The organism is Dokdonella sp. (assembly GCF_035511235.1).
Lineage (GTDB): Bacteria > Pseudomonadota > Gammaproteobacteria > Xanthomonadales > Rhodanobacteraceae > Dokdonella.
The window spans coordinates 96,105-116,558 of record NZ_DATKFQ010000035.1 but is presented as its reverse complement, the minus strand read 5'-3'; the positions used below and the strand labels follow the sequence as shown (position 1 = coordinate 116,558).

Below are 20,454 nucleotides of genomic sequence, written 5' to 3'. Positions count from 1 at the left end.
GATGGCGATCGAGATCGAACGCAAGTTCCTCGTCGTCGGCGACGCTTGGCGCGCCGCGGCCGAGCGCAGTACGCGCATGGTGCAGGCCTATCTGGCCGGGCCGATGCCGGGCGTGCCGGCGGCGCCGCGCTGCTCGGTCCGCGTACGCGTCGCCGGCGAGCGGGCATGGCTCAATCTCAAGTCGCTCGAGCTCGGCATCGCGCGGCAGGAGTTCGAGTACCCGATTCCGCTCGACGACGCGAACGCGCTGCTCGCACTGGCCGGCCGCCGGATCGAGAAGACCCGTCACGATGTTCGCATCGACGCGCATGTCTTCGAGGTCGACGAGTTCGCCGGCGACAACGCCGGGCTGATCGTCGCCGAGCTGGAGCTCGGCGCGGTCGACGAGCCGTTCCCGCGTCCGGCTTGGCTCGGCCGTGAGGTCAGCGCGTTGCCACGCTATTACAATGTGCATCTGATCGACTATCCGTACGCGCGCTGGACGCCGCACGAGCGCGCCGGCGAGGCGTCGCCCTGACACCCCGCGCAGACGTGCCGTTCCCCATCGAGCCTTCATCGCCTCCATGCTGATCATCGGAATTCCCGGCAAGACCCTGACCTCGAACGACCGCGACTGTCTGGCGCGGCCCGAGGTCAGCGGCGTGATCCTGTTCGCGCGCAATTTCGAGAGCCGCATGCAGGTCGCCGAACTGATCGAGGCGGTCCGTGCCTGCCGGCCCGATCCGTTCCTGATCTGCGTCGATCAGGAGGGCGGCCCGGTGCAGCGCTTCCGCGACGGCTTCACGCGGCTGCCGGCGCTGGCGCGGATCGGCGAGATCTACGCGCGCGACCACGCGCTCGCGGTCGCGCTGGCCGAAGAGCACGCCTGGCTGATGGCCAGCGAGATGCGCGCGATCGGCGTCGACATCTCGTTCGCGCCGGTCGCCGATCTGGCGCGCGGCAACCGCGCGATCGGCGAGCGGGCGTTCCATGCCGACCCGGCCGTCGTATCCGAGCTGCTGCTGGCCTATCTGCGCGGCATGCGCATCGCCGGCATGGCGGCGACGCTCAAGCATTTCCCCGGTCACGGCTCGGTCGCCGAGGATACGCATTTCGACGTCGCGGTCGATCCGCGCCCGCTCGAGGAACTGCTGCAGACCGACCTGGTGCCGTTCGCCGATGCGATCGACGCTGGCGCCGAGGCCGTCATGCTGGCGCACGTGACCTATCCGGCCGTCGACGCGCTCGCCGCCGGCTTCTCGCCGACGTGGATCGCCGGCGTGCTGCGCGGCCGGCTCGGATTCCGCGGTCTGGCGATCGGCGACGACATCGGCATGGCCGCCGTCGAAGGCGTCGGCGGCATCGCGGCGCGCATCGACGCGCACCGGCGCGCCGGCTGCGATCTGATCCTGGCCTGCAATCCGTCGATCGTGCCCGAGTCGCTGGCCGCGGTGGAAGGCCTCGGCGCGTGCCCGGCCGATCGCCTGGCGACATTGTGCGGCGCCGCGCCTCAGGCCTGGGATGCGCTCGTGGACAATCCGCAGCGTGACACTTTCATCGCGCGCGTCACCGCGCTCGACGCCACTGCGAGGGCATGAGGCCATGAACGACATCGACTATCCGACCGCATTGCAGCGGGCCGATCTGATCCACGACAACGCCGCCCTGGTCGCCGCGATCGACCGCGTCGCGCGCGAGATCGACGCCCGCCTCGGCGACGAAGACGCCGTGTTCCTGCCGGTCATGCAGGGTGGCCTGGTCTTCGCCGGCCAGCTGGCGACGCGGATCCGCGCGACGCTGGAGTTCGACTACGTCCACGCGACGCGCTATCGCGGCAGTACGCAGGGCGGTGGCCTGGTCTGGCTGCGCCAGCCGGCGCTGCTGCTCGGCGGGCGCACCGTGCTGCTGGCCGACGACATCCTCGACGAGGGCACGACACTGAAGGGCATCCGCGATTTCTGCCTCGAGCAGGGGGCCCGGCGCGTGCTGATCGCGGTGCTCTGCGAGAAGCGTCACGGCCGCACGGTGCCGGGCATCGCGGCCGACTTCGTCGGCGTCGAGGTGCCGGACCGCTACGTCTTCGGATTCGGCATGGACTATCACGAACACGGCCGCAACCTGCCCGGAATCTACGCGCTATGAGCGAACGCATCGATCTGGCCGTCATCGGCGGCACCGGCCTGTACCGGTTTCCGGGCCTCGAGCAGGCCGAGAAGCACGTCGTCGACACGCGCTTCGGCGCGCCGTCGGACCGCATCGTGATCGGCAATGTCGGCAAGAAACGCATCGCGTTCCTGGCCCGCCACGGCGAAGGCCATACGGTCGCGCCGCATCGCGTCAACTACCGCGCGAACGTCTGGGCCCTGCATCACCTGGGCGCTCGGCGCGTCGTCGCGGTCAACGCGGTCGGCGGCATCCGCGAGGACATGGGCCCGCGCGTGATCGCGGTGCCGGATCAGATCATCGACTACACGTATGGTCGCGCGTCGAGCTTCTGCGACGTCGACGGCGCCGAGGTCCGCCATGTCGACTTCAGCCATCCGTACGGTGCCGGGCTGCGCGCCGAGCTGCTGACCGCCGCGCGCACGGCCGGCGTCGCGGTCGTCGACGGCGGCTGCTATGGCGCGACGCAGGGCCCGCGGCTCGAAACCGTCGCCGAGATCGCGCGGATGCGCCGCGACGGCTGCGATCTGGTGGGCATGACCGGCATGCCCGAAGCGGCGCTGGCGCGCGAGCTCGACCTCGACTATGCCTGCCTGGCCCTGGTCGCGAACTGGGCCGCCGGCTGCGGCGACCAGCTCGAGATCAGCCTGCCGGAAATCTTCGCGAATCTGGAGGCGGCGACCGCCCAGGTCCCGGCGATCCTGACGGCGCTGCTGGCCGGCTGAGATCCGCCGGGTCAGTTGCCCGCCGGGTCGGGCGAATCGAACTGCAGCCGGGCCAGTTCGGCATAGAGGCCGCCCTGGGCGATCAGCTCGGCGTGCCGGCCTTGCGCGACGATGCGCCCCGCGTCCAGAACGACGATGCGATCGGCGCGCTGCACGGTCGCGAGGCGGTGCGCGATGACCAGGGTCGTGCGGCCGTGCATCAGCCGGTCCAGCGCGTTCTGCACGAGACGCTCGGACTGCGCGTCGAGGCTCGAGGTCGCCTCGTCGAGCAGCAGGATCGGCGCATCGCGCAGCACCGCGCGGGCGATCGCGACGCGCTGCTGCTGGCCGCCCGACAGCCGCACGCCGCGTTCGCCGAGATAGGTGCCGTAGCCTTCGGGCAGGGCTTCGAGAAAGTCGGCTGCCTCCGCGGTGCGAGCCGCGGCGCCGACGGCGGCATCGTCGGCATCGATCCGTCCGAAGCGGATGTTGTCGGCCGCGCTGGCGCCGAACAGCACCGGATCCTGCGGCACCAGGGCGTAGCAGCTGCGCAGGTCGGTCAGGTCGAGCTCGCGGATGTCGACGCCGTCGAGCGTGATGCGACCATGCTGCGGATCGTGGAAGCGCTGCAGCAGCTGGAACAGCGTGGTCTTGCCGGCACCGGACGGGCCGACCAGGGCGACCGTCTCGCCGGGCTCGATGCGCAGCGAGAAATCCTCGATCGCCGCGCGGTCCGGCCGCGACGGGTAGCGGAACGCGACGTGCTCGAACGCGAGCGCGCCGCGCACCGGCCGCGGCAGCGCGCGCGGCGCCGGCGGCGAAGCGATCGCGGCCGGCGTGTCGAGCAGCTCGCCGATCCGGCCGAGCGCGCCGGCGCAGCGCAGCAGCTCGCCCCAGACCTCGGTCAGCCCGCCGACCGAGCCGGCCGCGACGACCGCGTACAGCACGAACTGCGCGAGCACGCCTGCGTTCATTCCGCCGGCGATCACCGAGCGCGCACCGGCCCACAGCACGAGGGTGATCGCGCCGAAACTGAGCAGTATGACCAGGGCGGTCAGCAGCGCGGTGGTGCCGATGCGCCGCCGCGCCGTCGCCAGCGCTTCGCGCACGGCCGTCCCGTAGCGCTCGACCTCGCGCGGCTCGCGCGTGTAGGCCTGGATCGTGTGGATCGCATTGAGCGATTCGGACGCGACCGCCGAGGCGTCGGCGATGCGGTCCTGGCTCTCGCGCGACAGGCGCTCGACGCGCCGGCCGAGCACGACGATCGGCACGATGACGGCGGGGATGACCAGGGCGGTCAGTCCGGCCAGATGCGGACTGGTGACGATCAGCATCGTCGTCGAGCCGGCCAGCATGACGATGCTGCGCAGCGACAGCGATAGCGTCGATCCGACCACGGTCTGCACCAGCTCGGTATCGGCGGCCAGGCGCGAGACCAGTTCGCCCGAACGCGTGCGTTCGAAGAACGCCTGATCGAGCGTCAGCAGATGGCCGTAGAGCCGCGCGCGCAGCGCAGCGGCCACGCGCTCGCCGAGCAGGGTCACACAGTAGAAGCGCGCCGCGCCGGCGATCGCCATGACGACCGCGACGCCGAACAGGCCGGCGAACGCCGCGTTCAGCACGACCGGGTCGGTCTGGCCGAAGCCGCGGTCGATCATGAAGCGCGCCGCCGCCGGCAGCGCCAGCGTCGCCGCCGACGAGATCGCCAGGAAGATCAGCCAGCCGGCGATCAGGCCGCGCTGTTCGGCCAGATAGGGAAGAAGCCGCCGGTACGCGGCGAAACGGCGCGGCGCCGCCGCGTTCGGAGAGGACATGAGGGAACGCCGAGGAAGACTCCGACCGCATGGATGCGGCCGGCGCGCGTTTCAAGTCCCCCGATGCCTCACCAGCAGTTGCCGTTGCTGTCCTCGCCGCTGCGGTCGCGACGGCCGGTGCTGGTCAGCGTGAGGTCGCCGCAGGCGTCGGCCGCCTGGACGCCTTGCGGCGTCGCCGTCAGCGTGTAGGTCTGGTCGCCGTTCGCGGTCTCGATGCTGGCGACGTAGAAGCCGCTTTCGGAGGTGTCCTGCGAGAAGCCGAGGTCGCCGATGTCCGCGGCGTAGCGGTTGCGGTTGGTGTAGAAGCGCTCCTGCGCCGCGGACAGCCGCAGCAGCAGCTCGTGACCGTCGGCGCGCCGTGCGCGGAAGCCGTAGCGGCCGTAGGCCGGCAGCGCGATCGCCGCGATCACCGCGATGATCGCGATCACGATCACCAGCTCGATCAGCGAGAAGCCCCTGGTTCGGTACTTGAGCATGTCCGGTCCCCCGATGGTGGTGGGCTCCGGCGCCGCCGCAGCGACACCGGAGCCGATGTGACTCACAGCAGATCGAGCAGCTCGCGCCAGGCGCCGCGATAGTTCGGCGCATCGGGGATCTGCACCTCGGGAATGCCCGGCATCACGATGCCGGCCGCGCCGAGGCGGCTGACCAGCGACGGATAGCCGCTGATCGGGATCGCCACCGAGTTGACGACCACGCCGATCTCGTTGCTCTGCGCACCGGACAGGCTCGGCATGCCGCCGTAGCCGTTGCCGGGGACGCCGCCGGTTGCCGCGTCGACGACCATGACCGAGCCGCGGCGGCCCGGATCGCAGGGGTCGTCGCCTTTCGGGATCAGCGTGGTCAGCACGGCGCGATTGCTCGAATACAGCGGCGTGATGCCGATGACGTTGCGCTCGCTGCGCTCGGTCGCGATCGTCAGCGGAATCTTCCAGCCGCGATGGCTGGCGGGCACGGCATTGCTGGTGATCGAGCGGATGTTGCCGCTCTGCGTCAGCGTCTGCTCGACCAGCTGGTCGGCGCCGATCGGGTACTGCGAGGCGGCGCTGCCGTAGTCGCGGATGCCGTAGAACGCCTGCGGTCCTTCGTTGGACGGCGTGCCCTCGTTGGAGCGGTCGTCCTTGCCGAGGTACTTGCCGGTGCCGAAGATCCAGATCGGCCTGGACGTCGCGAAATCGCGCATCGCCACCGGCATCACCGAGATCGGCTGGCGTCCGGCATCGCTCGGATTGCCGCTGCCGTAGGTCCGGAACATCAGATCGACCGACCAGGCCTCCGGATCGGGCGAGGACAGGTCGAACCGCCACAGGTTGCCGGCGAGGTCGCCCGCCACCGCGACGTCGTCGACCTGGTCGCCGTTGACGTCGTAGCCGGCCGGGGTCGACAGGCCGTAGGTCACCGCGGCGCCGCTGGTGGGGATTTCGCGGATCAGCGCGCCGGTCTCGAGGTCGAGCACCAGCAGCGAGGTGCGGTCGGCGTTCGGGTCGAGGCGGGCCGGGTCGGGGAATCCGTACGGATCGGTGTTCAGCGAGGGATAGTAGCCGCTCGACACCAGGACCACCCACTTGCCGTTGTTGAGCCGCGCGATGTTGGCCGACCCGTAGGTGTAGCCGAGCACCTCGCCGCCGGGGGAGTGGTTCGAGAACTCCCACAGGACGTTGGCGGCGCTGAAGCTGTCCGGCTCGGTGACGTCGAGCGCGAAGATGCCGCGGCCGCCGAGACGCAGCGATCCGACCAGCACCGTGCGCCACTGGCCGTTGATGAAGACGTCCTGCACGACCGGCATGTCGTCGACGCTGACCACGTTCGGCTTGTCGGTGGTCTGGTTGAGCTTGCCGGTCTCGAACAGCACGTTCGGCACGTAGGCGAAGCGCTCGCTGCCGTCGACCGCGTTGAACGCGTGCAGCATGCCGTCGTTGGCGCCGGCGTAGACCGTCGGTGCGCGATCGCGATAGGTCCAGATGAATTCCGCGTAGCTGCCGGCGCCGGTGGCCGGGTCGGCCGCCTCGGCCTCGGGCGAGCCGAACGGGAAGCTGTCCTCCCAGCCGCCGGTCGGGCCGGACACGTACACCGGCTGCGAATTGACGATCGCGCCGAGCACCGAGCTGCGGCGGCGGAAGAACGGCGAGGCGGTCTCGCCGGTGCGTACGCCGCGCAGATAGTCCACGCGCTGGCTGCCGAGATCGTCCGGTGTCGTGATCGACGGGTTGGGGTTCTTGTTGAGCGCCGTACGCTGGGCGCTGCTGAGATTGGCCCACAGGAACGCGACGCCGGCGCTGCCGTTCCACGTGAAGATGTTGCGGTCGGCCGGATTGGTGACCGGCAGATCGCTTTGCCCGGTCGAGACGCAGTTGCCGCCGGTCAGCACGCAGCCGGCGTCCCACAACGGCGGCGTCTCCGGTTCGCCGGTCACCGGGTCGAGATCGGACTTGGTCAGCGTGCCGGACCAGTCGGTGGTGTCGTAGCCGGCCGCGAAGCCCTGCGTGCCCGAGGTCAGGATCGCCATCGTCGCCGACAGTGCGGTCGAGGAGCCGCGCCGCGCGATGATGTTGGAGATGATCGCGCTCAGCGCCGAGACCAGCTCGTTCGGGTTGCTGGCGGCGAAGAACTCGCCGCGGCTGTTGATCGCGGCATGCCAGATGTCGTCGACCTTGCGCCCGTCGTCGGTGCCGGCGACCGTCTCGGGCCAGGCCAGCAGGCCGCGGCGCAGCCGTTCGTAGGTATTGTCGTTCTTCGGAATCGTGCCGGAGATGCCGAAGCCGATCATGTACTGCACCAGATGCGGCCAGCTGGCCGGATCGTTGGCCGGATTCCAGTAGATCTCCTTGTTGTCGCGCGGCTCTTGATTGGCGCCCAGAGGTACGCCGAACAGCGGGGTCGTCTTATCGGGGATATACGGCGGCACCTTGAGCCGGGTGCGCTCGTCGTTGGCGAAGTCCGGACGCAGATCGGTGGCCCAGTAGTGGAACGCGATGTCGGCCATGCTGCGCGCGTCCGGTCCGTTCTCGTGCCAGAAGATCGAACTCTGCGTGTCGCTGGTCGAGTAGCCGCGGTCGTCCGGCAGCGTGCGCGTGGCCGGCGTACGGTCGTTGGTCGCGGTCGTGCTGGTGCCGCCGTTCCAGAAGCCGTCGCTCATGTTGATGTGGAAGTTCTGGCGGCAGCTGAGCTCGCGGTTGAGGTCGCGGTCCCAGTACGGATTGGTGTCGCGCGCGCCGGTCGCGCGCTTGAAGAACTCGCCGGCGCGCACCGTCGCGGCCTGGTTCGGCGTGCCGCCCGAGACCGGCGAGTCGAACAGCCAGTTGTAGAAGCGCGTGCGGACGTTGTTGTTGGTGCTGTTGTCGCGGAACTTGTAGATCGCGGTATTGGTGCCGATCTGGTTACTGTTGATGTTCTGCCATGCGACGCGGATGTTGTCGTCGAACGGCGCGAACGCGCGCGACAGCGCGGTCTTCGCGGCCAGGTGGCGCGTGTGGTAGTACGAATACCAGTTCGCGAAATTCTGCTTCTCGGCTGCCGTGCCGCTGGCGGCGATGTCGACCCACTCCCAGTTGCCCGAGGTGAACAGCCGGGTGCGGCTGGCCGCATCGATGCGGCCGTCGGCGTCGAGACTCAGCGCGACGCCTTCCTTGAGCCGGTAATAGCCGGCGGCATGGCCGCAGAAGCGCGTGCCCGAGCCGAGGTTGCGCGTCGTGCTGCTGCCGGGATTGCTCGGCCGGTTGCGGACGATGCCGTTGTCCCAGGCCGCCGTGAACGGCGCATTGGACATCTGGGTGACGCCGTCGGCCAGCAGCGGCGGATGGTAAAGCACGCCCGCCGTCGCGTTGTAGTACGCGCCGTTCATCGCCCAGGAACGCGGATTGGCCGGATCGGTCACGCGGGGATCGATCACGCCGGCGCACAGATACGGGCCGCCGCCGGATGGATAACTGGCGTCGCTGGTCGTATTCTGCTGGTCGGTTGCGCCCCAGCCCGCTCCCGAATAGGGCCGCTGGTCGCCCATGAAGTTGCGTCCCATCGAGCCGGAGTCGTCGAAGGTCAGCATCAGGTTCGGCGCCACCGTCGAGGTCAGGTCCGGCGGCGTCGGGTACAGATCGACCGTCGCGGCGCCGCTCGGCGCGGCGAAGCCGGCCAGCAGGCACAGCGCGCCGATCCAGGCGCTGGTTCGGGCCGAGTCGAACAGGACGGAAGCGTTCATGGCCGTATCCTCACGATCCGGAAGGATTGGACTGGTTGTTGGTTGTGTACATCGAGTACACCGATTCGGTCGCGCGCACGGCCGCGGCGCTGCTGCCGCCCTGGCTGCGCGAAGTCACGCGGTAGAGCGCGCGCTTCGGGTTGGGGCCGGTACCGCCGGCCTCCTGCAGCCGTGCGCTGCCCATCCGCCCCATCATGCCTTCGTAGCCGGACATGTCGAGACCGAGGCCTTCGACCAGAAACTGCGGCTGCGAGGCCAGCGAGGCGGTCTCGGTCTCTCCGGACAAGCCGTGCAGCGCCGGTCCGTACTCGTAGCTGCCTGCCGGCGCCGCATCCCAGGTGCGGCTCGAACGGAACGCGAGCACCTCGGGCCGGGCCAGCCCGTTGATGCGCGTCCATTGGCAGATCTCGGCGGTATTGGCGGTCGCGAACCCGAATCCGCACGGCGGCAGTGCGCTCTCCTCGCCGGTCGGCGCCGCCCACAGCGAGAACTCGCCGTCGCGCAGCGCGCTCTCCGAACCCATCAGCGCGAGCTGACGGTTGCGCATGCCGCCGGTCATGCGTTCCTGCAGGATCGACGTGCTCGAAGCGGTCAATGCCAGCAGCGTCAGCAGCACCAGGAAGATCAGCGCGACGAACAGCACGGCGCCGGCGGGACGCGCCGGCAGCGGACGAGGAAAACGGGTGATGGAAGAGGTCATGGCGAGCCCAGGGTGATCACTGATTGCCGTTGCGCACCGACAGCAGGGAGATGAACTCCTTGCGCAGCATGCGGCCGGAAGGGAGGTCGGTGACCGGCATCGTCGCGCCCGGCGGCTCGGGATCGGCGGTGCCGTCGATGCTGTAGCGATAGGCGGTATCGGCCTCGGCCATCGCGGTCAGATCGTTGACGGTGTTGAACAGCGCGTGGACCTCGACGCTGCGGACCGTGCGCCACATGCAGCCCGGCTCCAGATAACTGGTGCCGAGCACGTACTCGAAGCGGTTGGCCGGCGGGAAGCAGGTCGCGTTGTCGCTGAGGCTCTCGACCTCGTCGGCGGTCAGATAGGTCATGTTGCCGCCGGTGCTCTGCACGCCGTACAGAAAATCGAAGCGCTCCACGCCCTGTACGAGTTCCTGCACCTGATCGTCCTCGTTGCGGATCAGCACCGGGATCAGGCGGCCGGCGACGGACGGATCGGCCTCCAGGCGCAGCCAGTAGGTCACGCTGACGAAATCGCGGCTGAAGTTGAACACGCGCGGATCGCAGGCGCCGGTGCCGGGACTCGGCCTGAACTGGTCGTCCTCGATCAGGTTGGTCGGCGTCAGCACGGTGCCGCCGACGTCGACCTGGACGATCGTCGAGCCGCCACAGTCGGACAGCAGCGCGAGATCGCCGCTCTCGAAGTTGAGCGGATCGTCGCCGCTCGCCGGGACCAGCTCCATCTGCGGCGGCACGACGCTGGCGTCGACGATGCGATACGACCAGCCGGTACCGCGCTGATAGCGCACCGTCAGCACGTCGGCGCCGCGGACGCGATCGCCGGCGCTGCTGCCGACGCCCGGCAGGAACGGCGCGGCCGGCACGCTCGGACTGCAGTCGCCGCCACCGCACTCGTACCCCTGCACGAAGAAGCGCGAGCTCAGCGGATAGACCGTGTCGGCCGGCCAGCCGCTCGGCGCCTCGACGACCTGATCGGGGAAGCGCACGGCGGCGGTCGTGTTGATGATCGGCGCCGCCGACCGATAGACCGGCCCGTTCGCGGTCGGACGCCAGTTCATCGGATTGCTGTTGCTGCGGAACTGGCCGCTCATCATGCGCAGGTCGCTTTCGATGCGGGTCACCGCGTAGCGTCCGTTCTCCTGGATCCGTGCCAGCGCGTCCTGCACGCGCCCGGTCATGTTGGTGGCATTGAACAGCGTCACCAGCCCCATGCTGAGCAGCAGGCCCAGCACGATTGCGATCATCAGCTCGACGAGGTTGAAGCCGCCGATCGCATGGCGCACGACCGGCCTCCGGTTTGCTGCGGTCATCGGCGGTGCGCTCATGGCTGGAACACCCAGGCGAAGGTCTGCTGCTGGGCGCCGGCGTCCTCGTTCTGGCTGTCCAGGCCCGACTCCACCCATTGCATCGTGATCGTGCACAGTCCGTCGTAGGGCGCCCGGTCGCGCTGGTTGTCGGCCGTCACCGCCGTCGCGGAGTTGCGCTCGCAGAGCACGGTCGCGGTCGGGTTCGGCATCAGATCGGTCAGCTGGCGGCTCCACAGCAGGCGGTCGCGCTCGGCGACCTCGTCGATCGAGCAGCCGGCGCCGGCGCCGCAGGCCGCCGGCGTGCCGGTTTCCGGATAGTCGCCGTCGTAGGCGTTCTCCCAGACGGCGGCCATGTTGGCGCGCATCCGGTCGGCCAGCGACTGGGCGAGGAAATTGGCCTGGGTGCGGATGTAGGCACCGTTGTTGACCTTGACCGACACAACCAGAAGGCCGGCGAGGCCGAGCAGGCCGAGGCTGAAGATCAGCAATGCGACCAGCACTTCGAGCAGGCTGAAACCGCGGGACGGGCGGAGCGTTCGTTTCATCGGCGGGATACTCATGCGCAACTGCCGGCCGGCGAGCCGGTGGTGTCGCGCTTGCTGGAAATGGCGCCGCTGCCGATGACGGTGATACGGCGCGAGCCGGCTTCTCCTGCGTGGGATGTCGGACGGCAGATATTGAGATCGAAGCTGGTGGCCTGGCGCAGATCGCCGCTGATGCCGAACAGCACGGTGCCGTCCTCGCCGCCGCCCGATGCCGCGCCGTGGACCTGGTAATCCGTACCGACCGGGCCGTGATGGCGCATGCAGATCGGCATGTCGTCCTCGAGGTCGGCCGTGCAGGCCGCCTCGTCGCCCGGGGAGGTCGGCACGTCCTGCAGCACGCCGCCGACGCGGCGCGCCGCGACCACCTGCCAGCCGGCCGACCAGTCGCCACCATTGGCGATCACGGCGACCGGACGGCCGCGTTTGACGGCTTCCGCTCGGGCCAGATTGAGCGCCGCCACGAGATCGTTCGTGGTCCCGGATACCGTCATATTGATCGACAACTGCTGGAAGCTCGGAAACGCGATGGCCGCGAGGACGGCCAGGATCACCATCACCGTGATCATCTCGATCAGCGTGAAGCCGCGCATGGCGACGCGGGGCGGGATGTCGCGGGTCGGTGCGGCTGGGCGCATGGCTTCCCCTGGGATGGAGCCGGTTTGAGCGAGCCTGCAGCCTAGGGAGGGGCCGGCGCGACGGCAACCGTCAGCAGCCTGCGAGGTAGCAATTGGCGGACGAGTGGCGTCGGCGGTCGCGCAGCGGTCAGGCCACGACCTTGAGCCGCAGTTCCTTCGGCAGCGCGAAGGTGACGTGTTCCGGTTCGCCGTCGAGTTCGCGCACGTCGGCGGCCCCCCATTCGCGCAGCCGCTCGATCACGCCGCGGACCAGGCTTTCCGGCGCCGAGGCGCCGGCGGTGACGCCGATGCGCGCATGGCCGTTCAGCCATTCCGGCCGGATGTCGCCGGCGCCGTCGATCAGAAACGCCGGCACGCCCTGCTTCTGCGCCAGCTCGCACAGGCGGTTGGAATTGGAGCTGTTCGGAGAGCCGACCACGAGCACCACGTCGCACTGCTGGCCGAGCCGGCGCACCGCGTCCTGGCGGTTCTGCGTGGCGTAGCAGATGTCGTCATGGCGCGGGCCGAGGATCGCCGGGAATGCCGCGCGCAAGGCCTCGATCACGGCGCGCGTATCGTCGACCGACAGCGTCGTCTGGCTGACGTAGGCGATGTGGTCGGGATGCAGCGGGCGCAGCCGCGCGACGCATTCGGGCGTCTCGACCAGGTAGATGCGGCCGGCGTTGCCGGCGCTCCACTGGCCCATCGTGCCCTCGACCTCCGGATGGCCGGCGTGTCCGATCAGCACGACGTCGCGCCCGGCCTTGCCGTGTCTGGCCACCTCGATGTGGACCTTGGTGACCAGCGGGCAGGTCGCATCGAAGACGGCCAGTCCGCGCCGCCGCGCCTCGTCGCGGACCTCGCGCGATACGCCGTGTGCGCTGAAGATCACCGTGGCGCCGTCCGGCACCTCGTCGAGCTCGTCGACGAAGACCGCGCCGCGCGCGCGCAGCGAGTCGACGACGAAGCGGTTGTGCACGACCTCGTGGCGGACGTAGATCGGCGCACCGAACGTGTCGATCGCGCGCTCGACGATCTCGATCGCGCGATCGACGCCGGCGCAGAAGCCGCGCGGATTGGCCAGTAGAACCTGCATGGACGCGATTATCCGCCAGCGGCGGCGGTTTTCCCACCGAACAGGCCGGCGGCGATCAGCAGCACCGCGCCGACGCAGATCGCCGAATCGGCGATGTTGAACGCCGGAAAATGCCACTGGCCGAAGTAGACGTCGATGAAATCGGTGACCTGGCCGTGGCGCAGACGGTCGACCAGGTTGCCGATCGCGCCGCCGATCACCAGCGACAGCGGCAGCGCGTTGCGCCAGTCGGCGCGCGGCGTGCGCGCCAGCCAGCCGACCAGCAGCGCGCTGACGCCGATCGCCAGGATCGTGAACAGCCAGCGCTGCCAGCCGCCGGCACCGGCCAGGAAGCTGAACGCCGCCCCGGTATTGAATGCCAGCGTCCAATTCAGCAGGTCCGGGATCACCGGTACCGGCGTGTACGGCGTCAGCGCGCGCAGCGCGACTTCCTTGGTCGCCTGATCGGCGGCGAAGACGATCAGCGACAGCAGCAGCCAGGACAGGGCATTGGGGCGAGGGGGCATGAAGGCAGGGTAGCGGCAGAGGGGGGCGGCCGGGCGAGGGCGGGACGCCGGCCGGCCACTTTACCGATCTTTTCGCGGATCTTGCAGCTTCGATGTCCACGGCGCGGTGCGGAAGGTGTCTGATGACCCCGCACCACCGATCCTTCCCCCAGGAGTCTCCCCATGCATACCCAGACGTTCTCTTCGATGACACTGGCGCTGGCGCTGTCCGCCGGCGTCTTGCTGACCGCGCCGGCGGCACCGGCCCTCGCGCAGAGCGGACAGCCCGCCGCCAGCGCCGACACGGCCGGCGCGCATGCGCATCGCCGCCACGGCCGCTTCAAGGCGACGCCCGAGGAGCGCGCCGTGCTGGCCGACCTGCACGCGCTGACGCGCGTCTATCTGCAGTCCAACCGCGCCTCGGAATTGCCGGCCCTGTACCGCAGCGTGCTGGCCAAGACCGACAACGAGACGATCCGCAAGGTCGCCAACCGGATGCTCGAACGCGCCGGGCAGGCGCCGCAGAATCCGGACCAGGAAATCGCGCGCCTGACCCGTCAGCTCAACGACGGTCTGGCCGGCCTTCCGGCCGGCGGCTGAGTCCGCGGCCGCGAAGGCCGCGCACCGACCCGAACGGACGGCACCGGATCGCGCGATCCGGTGCCGTTTTCGTTTCGTCTGCCGCGCGCGATGGCCGCTGGTGCGATGCCGCCGTGCGATCGCATGGCGGAGCCACCGCGACGGCGCTTCCGGTACCATGCCGGCGCCGTGCGTATGCGCACGACCGACCAGCCGCGCATGCCGCACGCCAAGCTCGACCTCCACCAGCCGACCGGCGATACGGTCACCACGACCACGTGCTACATGTGCGCGTGCCGCTGCGGCATCCGCGTCCACCTCAAGGACGGCAAGGTCCGCTACATCGACGGCAATCCGTCGCACCCGGTCAATCGCGGCGTGATCTGCGCCAAGGGCTCGGCCGGCATCAAGCAGCACTACTCGCCGGCGCGCCTGTCCAAGCCGCTGCTGCGCGTCGGCGAGCGCGGTGCCGGCGAGTTTCGCGAGATCGAATGGGACGAGGCGCTCGCGCTCGCGACCGAATGGCTCGGCGACGTCCGGCGCCGCAATCCCGACGAGCTCGCGTTCTTCACCGGCCGCGATCAGTCCCAGGCGCTGACCGGCTGGTGGGCGCAGCAGTTCGGCACCGTCAACTACGCGGCGCATGGCGGCTTCTGCTCGGTCAACATGGCCGCGGCGGGTCTCTACACGGTCGGCGGCTCGTTCTGGGAATTCGGCGAGCCGGACTGGGATCTGACGCGCTATCTGATGCTGTGGGGCGTGGCCGAGGATCACGATTCCAACCCGATCAAGCTCGGGCTCGGCAAGCTCAAGGCGCGCGGCGCCAAGATCGTCGCGATCAACCCGGTGCGGACCGGCTACGGCGCGATCGCCGACGAATGGATCCCGATCCAGCCCGGCACCGACGGCCTGCTCGCCGGTGCGCTGATCCACGAGCTGCTGCGTACCGATCGCATCGATCTGGACTATCTGGTGCGCTATACCAACGCCCACCATCTGGTGATCCGCGCGCCCGGCGCGGCCGACGACGGCCTGCTCGCGCGCGACGCGCAGGGCCGCGCGATCTGTGCCGTGCGCGAAGACGCGGAGCTGCGACTGGCGCCGGCCGACCTGCCCGGCATCGCGCCGCTGGTCGTCGGCGAGTACATGCTCGAGGACGGCCGCATCGGCGTGCCGGCATTCCAGCTGCTGACCGAGCGCTATCTGTCCGACGATTACGCGCCGGACCGGGTCGCGGCGCGCTGCGGCGTCGAGGCGGCTACGATCCGCCGGCTCGCGCGCGAGCTGGCCGAGGCCGCGTTCGATCAGGCGATCGAGCTCGATCAGCCGTGGACCGATGCCTACGGCCGCACGCATGCCACGATGACCGGCCGGCCGGTCGCGATGCACGCGATGCGCGGCATTTCGGCGCACGCCAACGGCTTCCACACCTGCCGCGCGCTGCACGTATTGCAGATGCTGCTCGGTGCGATCGACACGCCCGGCAGCTTCCGCTACCAGCCGCCGTTCCCGAAGCCGGTGCCGCCGCCGAACCGGCCCGGCCGCGATCGCAAGGACAACGGCGCGCTCGACGCCGGCCCGCTCGGCTTCGTGCACGGTCCGCAGGATCTGCTGGTCGATGCCGCCGGCGCGCCGCGCCGCATCGACAAGGCGTTCTCGTGGGAGCATCCGTTCGCCGCGCACGGCATGCTGCAGTCGGTGATCCGCAACGCCTGGGCCGGCGATCCGTATCGCATCGACACGCTGCTGCTGTTCATGGCCAACATGGGCTGGAACTCGGCGATGAACGTCGGCCAGACCCGCGCGATGCTGACCGATCGCGATCCGGCGACCGGCCGCTACCGCATTCCGCATGTCATCTACGTCGACGCCTACGCGTCCGAGACCGTCGAGCTGGCCGATCTGGTGCTGCCGGATACCACGTACCTGGAGCGCCACGACTGCATCAGCCTGCTCGATCGGCCGATCTCCGACGCCGATGCGGCCGCCGATGCGATCCGGCGGCCGGTGATCGCGCCCGATCGCGACGTGCGGCCGTTCCAGGACGTGCTGCTCGACCTCGGCGCGCGCCTGGGCCTGCCGGGCATGACGCGCGAGGACGGCACGCCGCGCTACCCGGGCGGTTTCGCGCAGTACATGGTCGAGCACGAGCGCGCACCCGGCATCGGCCTGCTGGCCGGTTGGCGCGGCGTCGACGGCGAGCTGCACGGCGTCGGCGCGCCGAACCCCGGCCAGCTCGAGCGCTACGCCGAACACGGCTGCTACTGGCATCACGCGGTGCCGCCGTCGGCGCGCTACTACAAGATGGCCAATCGCGACTATCTGCAGTGGGCGCGCGGGCTCGGCTTCCTCGGATCGGAGGCGCCGATCACGCTGGAGCTGTATTCCGAGCGTCTGCAGCGGTTCCGGCTGGCCGCGCGCGGCCACGGCGCGGTGCAGCCGCCGGACGGCGAGCGTGCGCGCGTGGAGCGCTATTTCGATCCGCTGCCGTTCTGGTACGGCGCGGACGGTGAGGCGGTCGAGGCCGATGCCGAGGCCTATCCGCTGTCGGCGATCACGCAGCGGCCGATGTTCATGTATCACGCCTGGGGATCGCAGAACGCCTGGCTGCGCCAGATCGCGGCGCGCAACGTGCTCTATCTCAACGCGAGGACCGCGACCGAGCACGGCGTCGCCGACGGCGACTGGATCTGGCTGGCCTCGCCGCTGGCGCGGATCCGCGTGCAGGCCCGTTTTCACGGCGGCACCGCCCCCGGCACGCTGTGGACCTGGAACGCGATCGGCAAACGCCGTGGCGCATGGCGGCTCGACGGCGACGCGCCGGAGAGCCGCGAGGGTTTCCTGCTCAACCATCTGATCGACGAGCTCGCGCCCGCGCGCGAGGACGGCCGCCGTCTGGCCAATGCCGATCCGGTGACCGGGCAGGCGGCGTGGTTCGATCTGCGCGTGCGCATCGAGCGCGATCCGGCGCCACGCGAGCCCGGTCATCGCGTCGAGGCGATCGCGCCGCTGCGGAGGCCGTCATGACCGCGCTGCCGCCGAAGGGGCGCGTCAAGCTCGGCCTCGTGATCGACCTCGATACCTGCGTGGGCTGTCATGCCTGCGCGGTCGCCTGCAAGGAATGGAACGACGGCGGCCAGTTCGGGCCGCTCGAGGACCACGATGCCTACGGCGCGGAGCCGGACGGCGTCTGGTTCAACCGCGTGCACAGCTACCAGGTCGCCGCGCAGGCCGTGCCGCCGCTGGTGCGCACCGTCGAGGCGGCGGCCGCCGCCGTGACCGCGGCGCCGTCGTCCGGCGGCTGCGGCGCACAGGCGGACACCGGCATGACCGTGCATTTTCCGCGCTCGTGTCTGCACTGCGAGACGCCCGCCTGCGTCACGGTCTGTCCGACGGGTGCCAGCTACAAGCGCGCCGAGGATGGCATCGTGCTGGTCGACGAGGAGCGCTGCATCGGCTGTCAGCTGTGCGCCTGGGCCTGCCCGTACGGCGCCCGCGAGTTCAGCGAGCATCACGGCACGATGCAGAAGTGCACGCTGTGCGTCGACCGCATCTACAACGAGCGCCTCGCGCCCGAAGACCGCCAGCCGGCCTGCGTCAAGGCCTGCCCGACGCGGGCGCGGCATTTCGGCGATCTCGGCGATCCGGACTCGGCGGTCTCGCAGCTGGTCGCCGAGCGCGAGGGCTATGCGCCGATGCCCGAGCTCGGCTACGAACCGGTCAACCGCTATCTGCCGCCGCGTCCGCGGCGTGCCGCGCCGCCGGAATCCGCGCCGGCCGCATCGGCCGACGACCGCTACGATCCGGCCGCGCTGCCGCCGCTGCTGCGCTGGCTCGATCGCGCCTTGTCGCGGTAAGGTTCGCCGCCGCCCCGCCCGCTCACCGATCCGGAGATCGCCCGATGCTCGTCTCGACCACGTCCACCCTGCAGGACCGCACGATCGTGCGCTATCTCGGTCTGGTCAGCGGCGACGCGATCCTCGGCGCCAACGTCTTCCGCGATTTCTTCGCCGGCATCCGCGATCTGGTCGGCGGCCGCGCCGGCAGCTACGAGAAGGTGCTGCGATCGGCCAAGGACACCGCCCTGGCCGAGATGACCGAGCAGGCCGAGCGCCTCGGCGCCAATGCGGTGATCGGCGTCGATCTGGACTACGAGACGATCCAGATCAAGGACGGCGGCGGCATGCTGATGGTGTCGGCGAGCGGGACCGCCGTCTTCGTCGAAGACCGCTGACGCATGCGGCCGGCGCTTTCGATCGTCTTCTTCACGACGCTGTCCGGTGCCGGCTACGGATTGTGGGTGTTGATCGCGATCGCGGTCGCGATCGGCGCGGCGCCGGCCGACCGGCTGACGATCGTCGCAGCGCTGCTGACCGGGCTGGCGCTCACGTCGATCGGCCTGCTCGCCTCGGTCGCGCATCTGGGCAAGCCGCTGCGCGCCTGGCGCGCGCTCGGCCAGTGGCGCAGTTCCTGGCTGTCGCGAGAGGCCGTGCTGGCGCTCGCCTGCGTGCCGCTGTGCCTGCTGCTGGCCTGGCGCGTGGAGTCCGTGCACAGCGGCCTGCGGATCCGCATCGGCTTTGCCGTATTCGCGCTGCTCGCGGCCGCGACGGTGGTATGCACGGCGCGCATCTACGCCTCGCTGCGCACGGTCCGCGCCTGGCGCGACTGGCGCGCGACGCCGCTGTACGGTCTGTACGCGCTGCAGACCGGTGGCCTCTGGCTGTGGCTGCTGGTGGCGATCGCAGCGCCCCGGACGGCCGAAGGCGCTATCGGCGCGGCGGCGGGCAGCAGCGCCTGGCTGGCCGCGCTGGCGGCCGGCATCGTGCTGACCTCGGCGCTGCAGCGCGCGTACTGGCGGCGCCCGGACGACGCTCGGCCCGATACCGCAGCCGCGACCGGACTCGGCCCGCCGGGCAGCGTGGCGGCGATGGAGGCGCCGCACACCGAGGAGAACTATCTGCTGCGCGAGATGGGCTTCGCGCTGGCGCGCCGCCATGCCGAGCGCCTGCGCGCGATCGCCTCGCGCACGCTGTTCGCGCTGCCGCTGCTGGCGATCGGCATGGGCCTGCTGCTGCCGGCCTGGGCACTGCCGGCCGCGATCGCAGGCACCGCCAGCGCGATGGTCGGCGTGTTCGTACAGCGCTGGCTGTTCTTCGCCGAAGCGCGCCATGTCGTGCAGGCCTACTACCGCTGAGCCGTCGCGCGGTTCACCGATGATTCAAGAGGCCTGCCTAGCATGGTGCGGCGCCGCACGAGCACCGCATGCCGTGCCGCTTGCTCGTTCTCAACAAGGAAACATCATGAAGAAACTGATGCTCGTCGCCGCCCTGTCGGCGGCGCTCCCGCTCGTCGCGCAGGCCCAGGACGGCGACTGGTCCGGTTCGGGCGAGGTCGGCATCGCCGCCACGCGCGGCAACAGCAAGTCCGAGAACGTCAACATCAAACTGCAGTTCAAGCAGGAAGACGACACCTGGAAGAACAATGTCTTCCTGAACGCCTTGCGCAGCAAGGGCGAGGTCACCGTGTCGACCGTCGTCGACGGCCAGACCGTCGACGTGCGCCGCTACGACCTCACCGCGAACCGCTACGAGGCCGGCGGCTCGGTCGGCTTCAAGCTCGACGAGCGCAGCTACGTGGTCGGCGCGCTGCGCTACGAGAACGACGATTTCGCGGCGTTCGACTACCAGTGGATCGCGTCGGTCGGCTACGGCTATACCGCGCTGAAGAATCAGCGCACCGAGCTCAGCTTCGAGATCGGCCCGGGCTACAAGCGCTATCAGCCGAGCGCCTACGACGTCGTCAGCGGCGAGCCGCCGGTCACCACGCGCGTTCGTCCGGACGCCGACGGCCAGGTGGTCGCGCGCGGCCTGGTCTCGCTCCGCCACAAGATCACCGATAACACGACGTTCGAGAATGTGCTGCTGACCGAAGCGGGCAGCGACAACACCTTCATCCAGAACGACGCCGGCCTCGCCGTGGCGATGTCGGAGAAGTTCGCGCTGAAGCTCGGCTACCAAGTGCGCCACAACACCGACGTCGCCGACAACGCGAAGAAGACCGATCAGCTGCTGACGACCAACCTGGTCTACAACTTCTGACGATACGGCGGGACCTGCGTGCGCGCAGGTCCCGTTTTCGCGTGACCGTCGTTTATGCGTGACCATCGGGCGGCCCGTCGCTGGGCGCGCCCGGACGGGGGCTCGCGCGGCCGCCCGCCCTACTGCCGTGAGGGATGCCGCGTACGCGACGCCGTCCGTCAGATCGGCGCTCG

The 20,454-nt window shown here is 70.0% G+C and carries 19 protein-coding genes; 10 read left to right on the top strand and 9 right to left on the bottom strand.

Translation table 11 applies throughout. The features are described from left to right. Nucleotide 1: 1 nt before the first annotated feature. From VMR06_RS14800 to VMR06_RS14785, 4 genes are read left to right on the top strand one after another with little or no spacing between them, the layout of a single operon-like run. A complete protein-coding gene (locus VMR06_RS14800; RefSeq protein ID WP_325377649.1) occupies nt 2-517 on the top strand; it encodes a CYTH domain-containing protein in 516 nt (171 codons plus the stop codon). Nucleotides 518-563: 46 nt separating this feature from the next. Beyond that, a complete protein-coding gene (nagZ, locus tag VMR06_RS14795; protein WP_325377647.1) occupies nt 564-1,577 on the top strand; it encodes a beta-N-acetylhexosaminidase in 1,014 nt (337 codons plus the stop codon). A gap of 4 nt (nt 1,578-1,581) precedes the next feature. Beyond that, nucleotides 1,582-2,121 (top strand): hypoxanthine-guanine phosphoribosyltransferase, encoded by a 540-nt coding sequence (locus VMR06_RS14790; protein ID WP_325377645.1) that lies wholly within the window; start codon nt 1,582-1,584, stop codon nt 2,119-2,121. Next, nucleotides 2,118-2,867, top strand: a complete 750-nt coding sequence (locus VMR06_RS14785; protein ID WP_325377643.1) for an S-methyl-5'-thioinosine phosphorylase — start codon at nt 2,118-2,120, stop codon at nt 2,865-2,867. Before VMR06_RS14790 ends, VMR06_RS14785 begins: the two co-directional genes overlap by 4 nt. Before the next feature lie 11 nt (nt 2,868-2,878). Here VMR06_RS14785 and VMR06_RS14780 read toward each other — a convergent pair whose 3' ends face one another. The 9 genes from VMR06_RS14780 to lspA all read right to left on the bottom strand — a co-directional run bounded on the left by VMR06_RS14780 (nt 2,879) and on the right by lspA (nt 13,625). After that, complete coding sequence (locus VMR06_RS14780) at nt 2,879-4,660, bottom strand: ABC transporter transmembrane domain-containing protein (RefSeq protein WP_325377641.1); 1,782 nt, start codon at nt 4,658-4,660, stop codon at nt 2,879-2,881. Between the two features lie 68 nt (nt 4,661-4,728). After that, nucleotides 4,729-5,136, bottom strand: a complete 408-nt coding sequence (locus VMR06_RS14775; RefSeq protein ID WP_325377639.1) for a type IV pilin protein — start codon at nt 5,134-5,136, stop codon at nt 4,729-4,731. 62 nt (nt 5,137-5,198) lie between these two features. After that, on the bottom strand, nt 5,199-8,855 hold the full coding sequence (locus VMR06_RS14770) for a pilus assembly protein (protein ID WP_325377637.1): 3,657 nt from the start codon (nt 8,853-8,855) through the stop codon (nt 5,199-5,201). A 10-nt stretch (nt 8,856-8,865) separates the two neighbouring features. After that, entirely contained in the window at nt 8,866-9,555 is a 690-nt protein-coding gene (locus VMR06_RS14765) for a pilus assembly PilX family protein (RefSeq protein WP_325377635.1), read from the bottom strand. A 16-nt stretch (nt 9,556-9,571) separates the two neighbouring features. Then, entirely contained in the window at nt 9,572-10,882 is a 1,311-nt protein-coding gene (locus tag VMR06_RS14760) for a PilW family protein (RefSeq protein WP_325377633.1), read from the bottom strand. Then, entirely contained in the window at nt 10,879-11,409 is a 531-nt protein-coding gene (gene pilV, locus VMR06_RS14755; RefSeq protein WP_325377631.1) for a type IV pilus modification protein PilV, read from the bottom strand. Before pilV ends, VMR06_RS14760 begins: the two co-directional genes overlap by 4 nt. An 11-nt stretch (nt 11,410-11,420) precedes the next feature. Next, nucleotides 11,421-11,999, bottom strand: a complete 579-nt coding sequence (locus tag VMR06_RS14750) for a GspH/FimT family pseudopilin (RefSeq protein ID WP_325377739.1) — start codon at nt 11,997-11,999, stop codon at nt 11,421-11,423. Between the two features lie 172 nt (nt 12,000-12,171). Beyond that, nucleotides 12,172-13,119 carry a 4-hydroxy-3-methylbut-2-enyl diphosphate reductase gene (ispH, locus tag VMR06_RS14745; protein ID WP_325377629.1) on the bottom strand — a complete coding sequence of 316 codons (948 nt, stop codon included), beginning with the start codon at nt 13,117-13,119 and terminating at the stop codon, nt 12,172-12,174. A gap of 8 nt (nt 13,120-13,127) precedes the next feature. Beyond that, nucleotides 13,128-13,625, bottom strand: coding sequence for a signal peptidase II (gene lspA / locus VMR06_RS14740; protein ID WP_325377627.1), 498 nt, complete (start codon nt 13,623-13,625; stop codon nt 13,128-13,130). Between the two features lie 162 nt (nt 13,626-13,787). On the opposite strand from lspA, the gene VMR06_RS14735 reads away from it, so the two are divergent. From VMR06_RS14735 to VMR06_RS14710, 6 genes are all read left to right on the top strand, one after another. Further along, the gene (locus VMR06_RS14735; protein ID WP_325377625.1) at nt 13,788-14,204 is read left to right on the top strand and encodes a hypothetical protein; all 417 of its coding nucleotides are present in this window, start codon (nt 13,788-13,790) and stop codon (nt 14,202-14,204) included. A 174-nt stretch (nt 14,205-14,378) separates the two neighbouring features. Next, nucleotides 14,379-17,210 carry a molybdopterin oxidoreductase family protein gene (locus VMR06_RS14730; protein ID WP_325377737.1) on the top strand — a complete coding sequence of 944 codons (2,832 nt, stop codon included), beginning with the start codon at nt 14,379-14,381 and terminating at the stop codon, nt 17,208-17,210. Then, complete coding sequence (locus tag VMR06_RS14725) at nt 17,207-18,040, top strand: 4Fe-4S dicluster domain-containing protein (protein WP_325377623.1); 834 nt, start codon at nt 17,207-17,209, stop codon at nt 18,038-18,040. The genes VMR06_RS14730 and VMR06_RS14725 overlap by 4 nt, the downstream gene beginning before the upstream one ends. Before the next feature lie 44 nt (nt 18,041-18,084). Next, nucleotides 18,085-18,417, top strand: coding sequence for a heavy metal-binding domain-containing protein (locus tag VMR06_RS14720; RefSeq protein WP_325377621.1), 333 nt, complete (start codon nt 18,085-18,087; stop codon nt 18,415-18,417). Between the two features lie 3 nt (nt 18,418-18,420). Then, nucleotides 18,421-19,377 carry a dimethyl sulfoxide reductase anchor subunit family protein gene (locus VMR06_RS14715; protein WP_325377619.1) on the top strand — a complete coding sequence of 319 codons (957 nt, stop codon included), beginning with the start codon at nt 18,421-18,423 and terminating at the stop codon, nt 19,375-19,377. Nucleotides 19,378-19,483: 106 nt separating this feature from the next. Then, nucleotides 19,484-20,281, top strand: coding sequence for a DUF481 domain-containing protein (locus tag VMR06_RS14710; protein ID WP_325377617.1), 798 nt, complete (start codon nt 19,484-19,486; stop codon nt 20,279-20,281). Nucleotides 20,282-20,454: the final 173 nt, after the last annotated feature.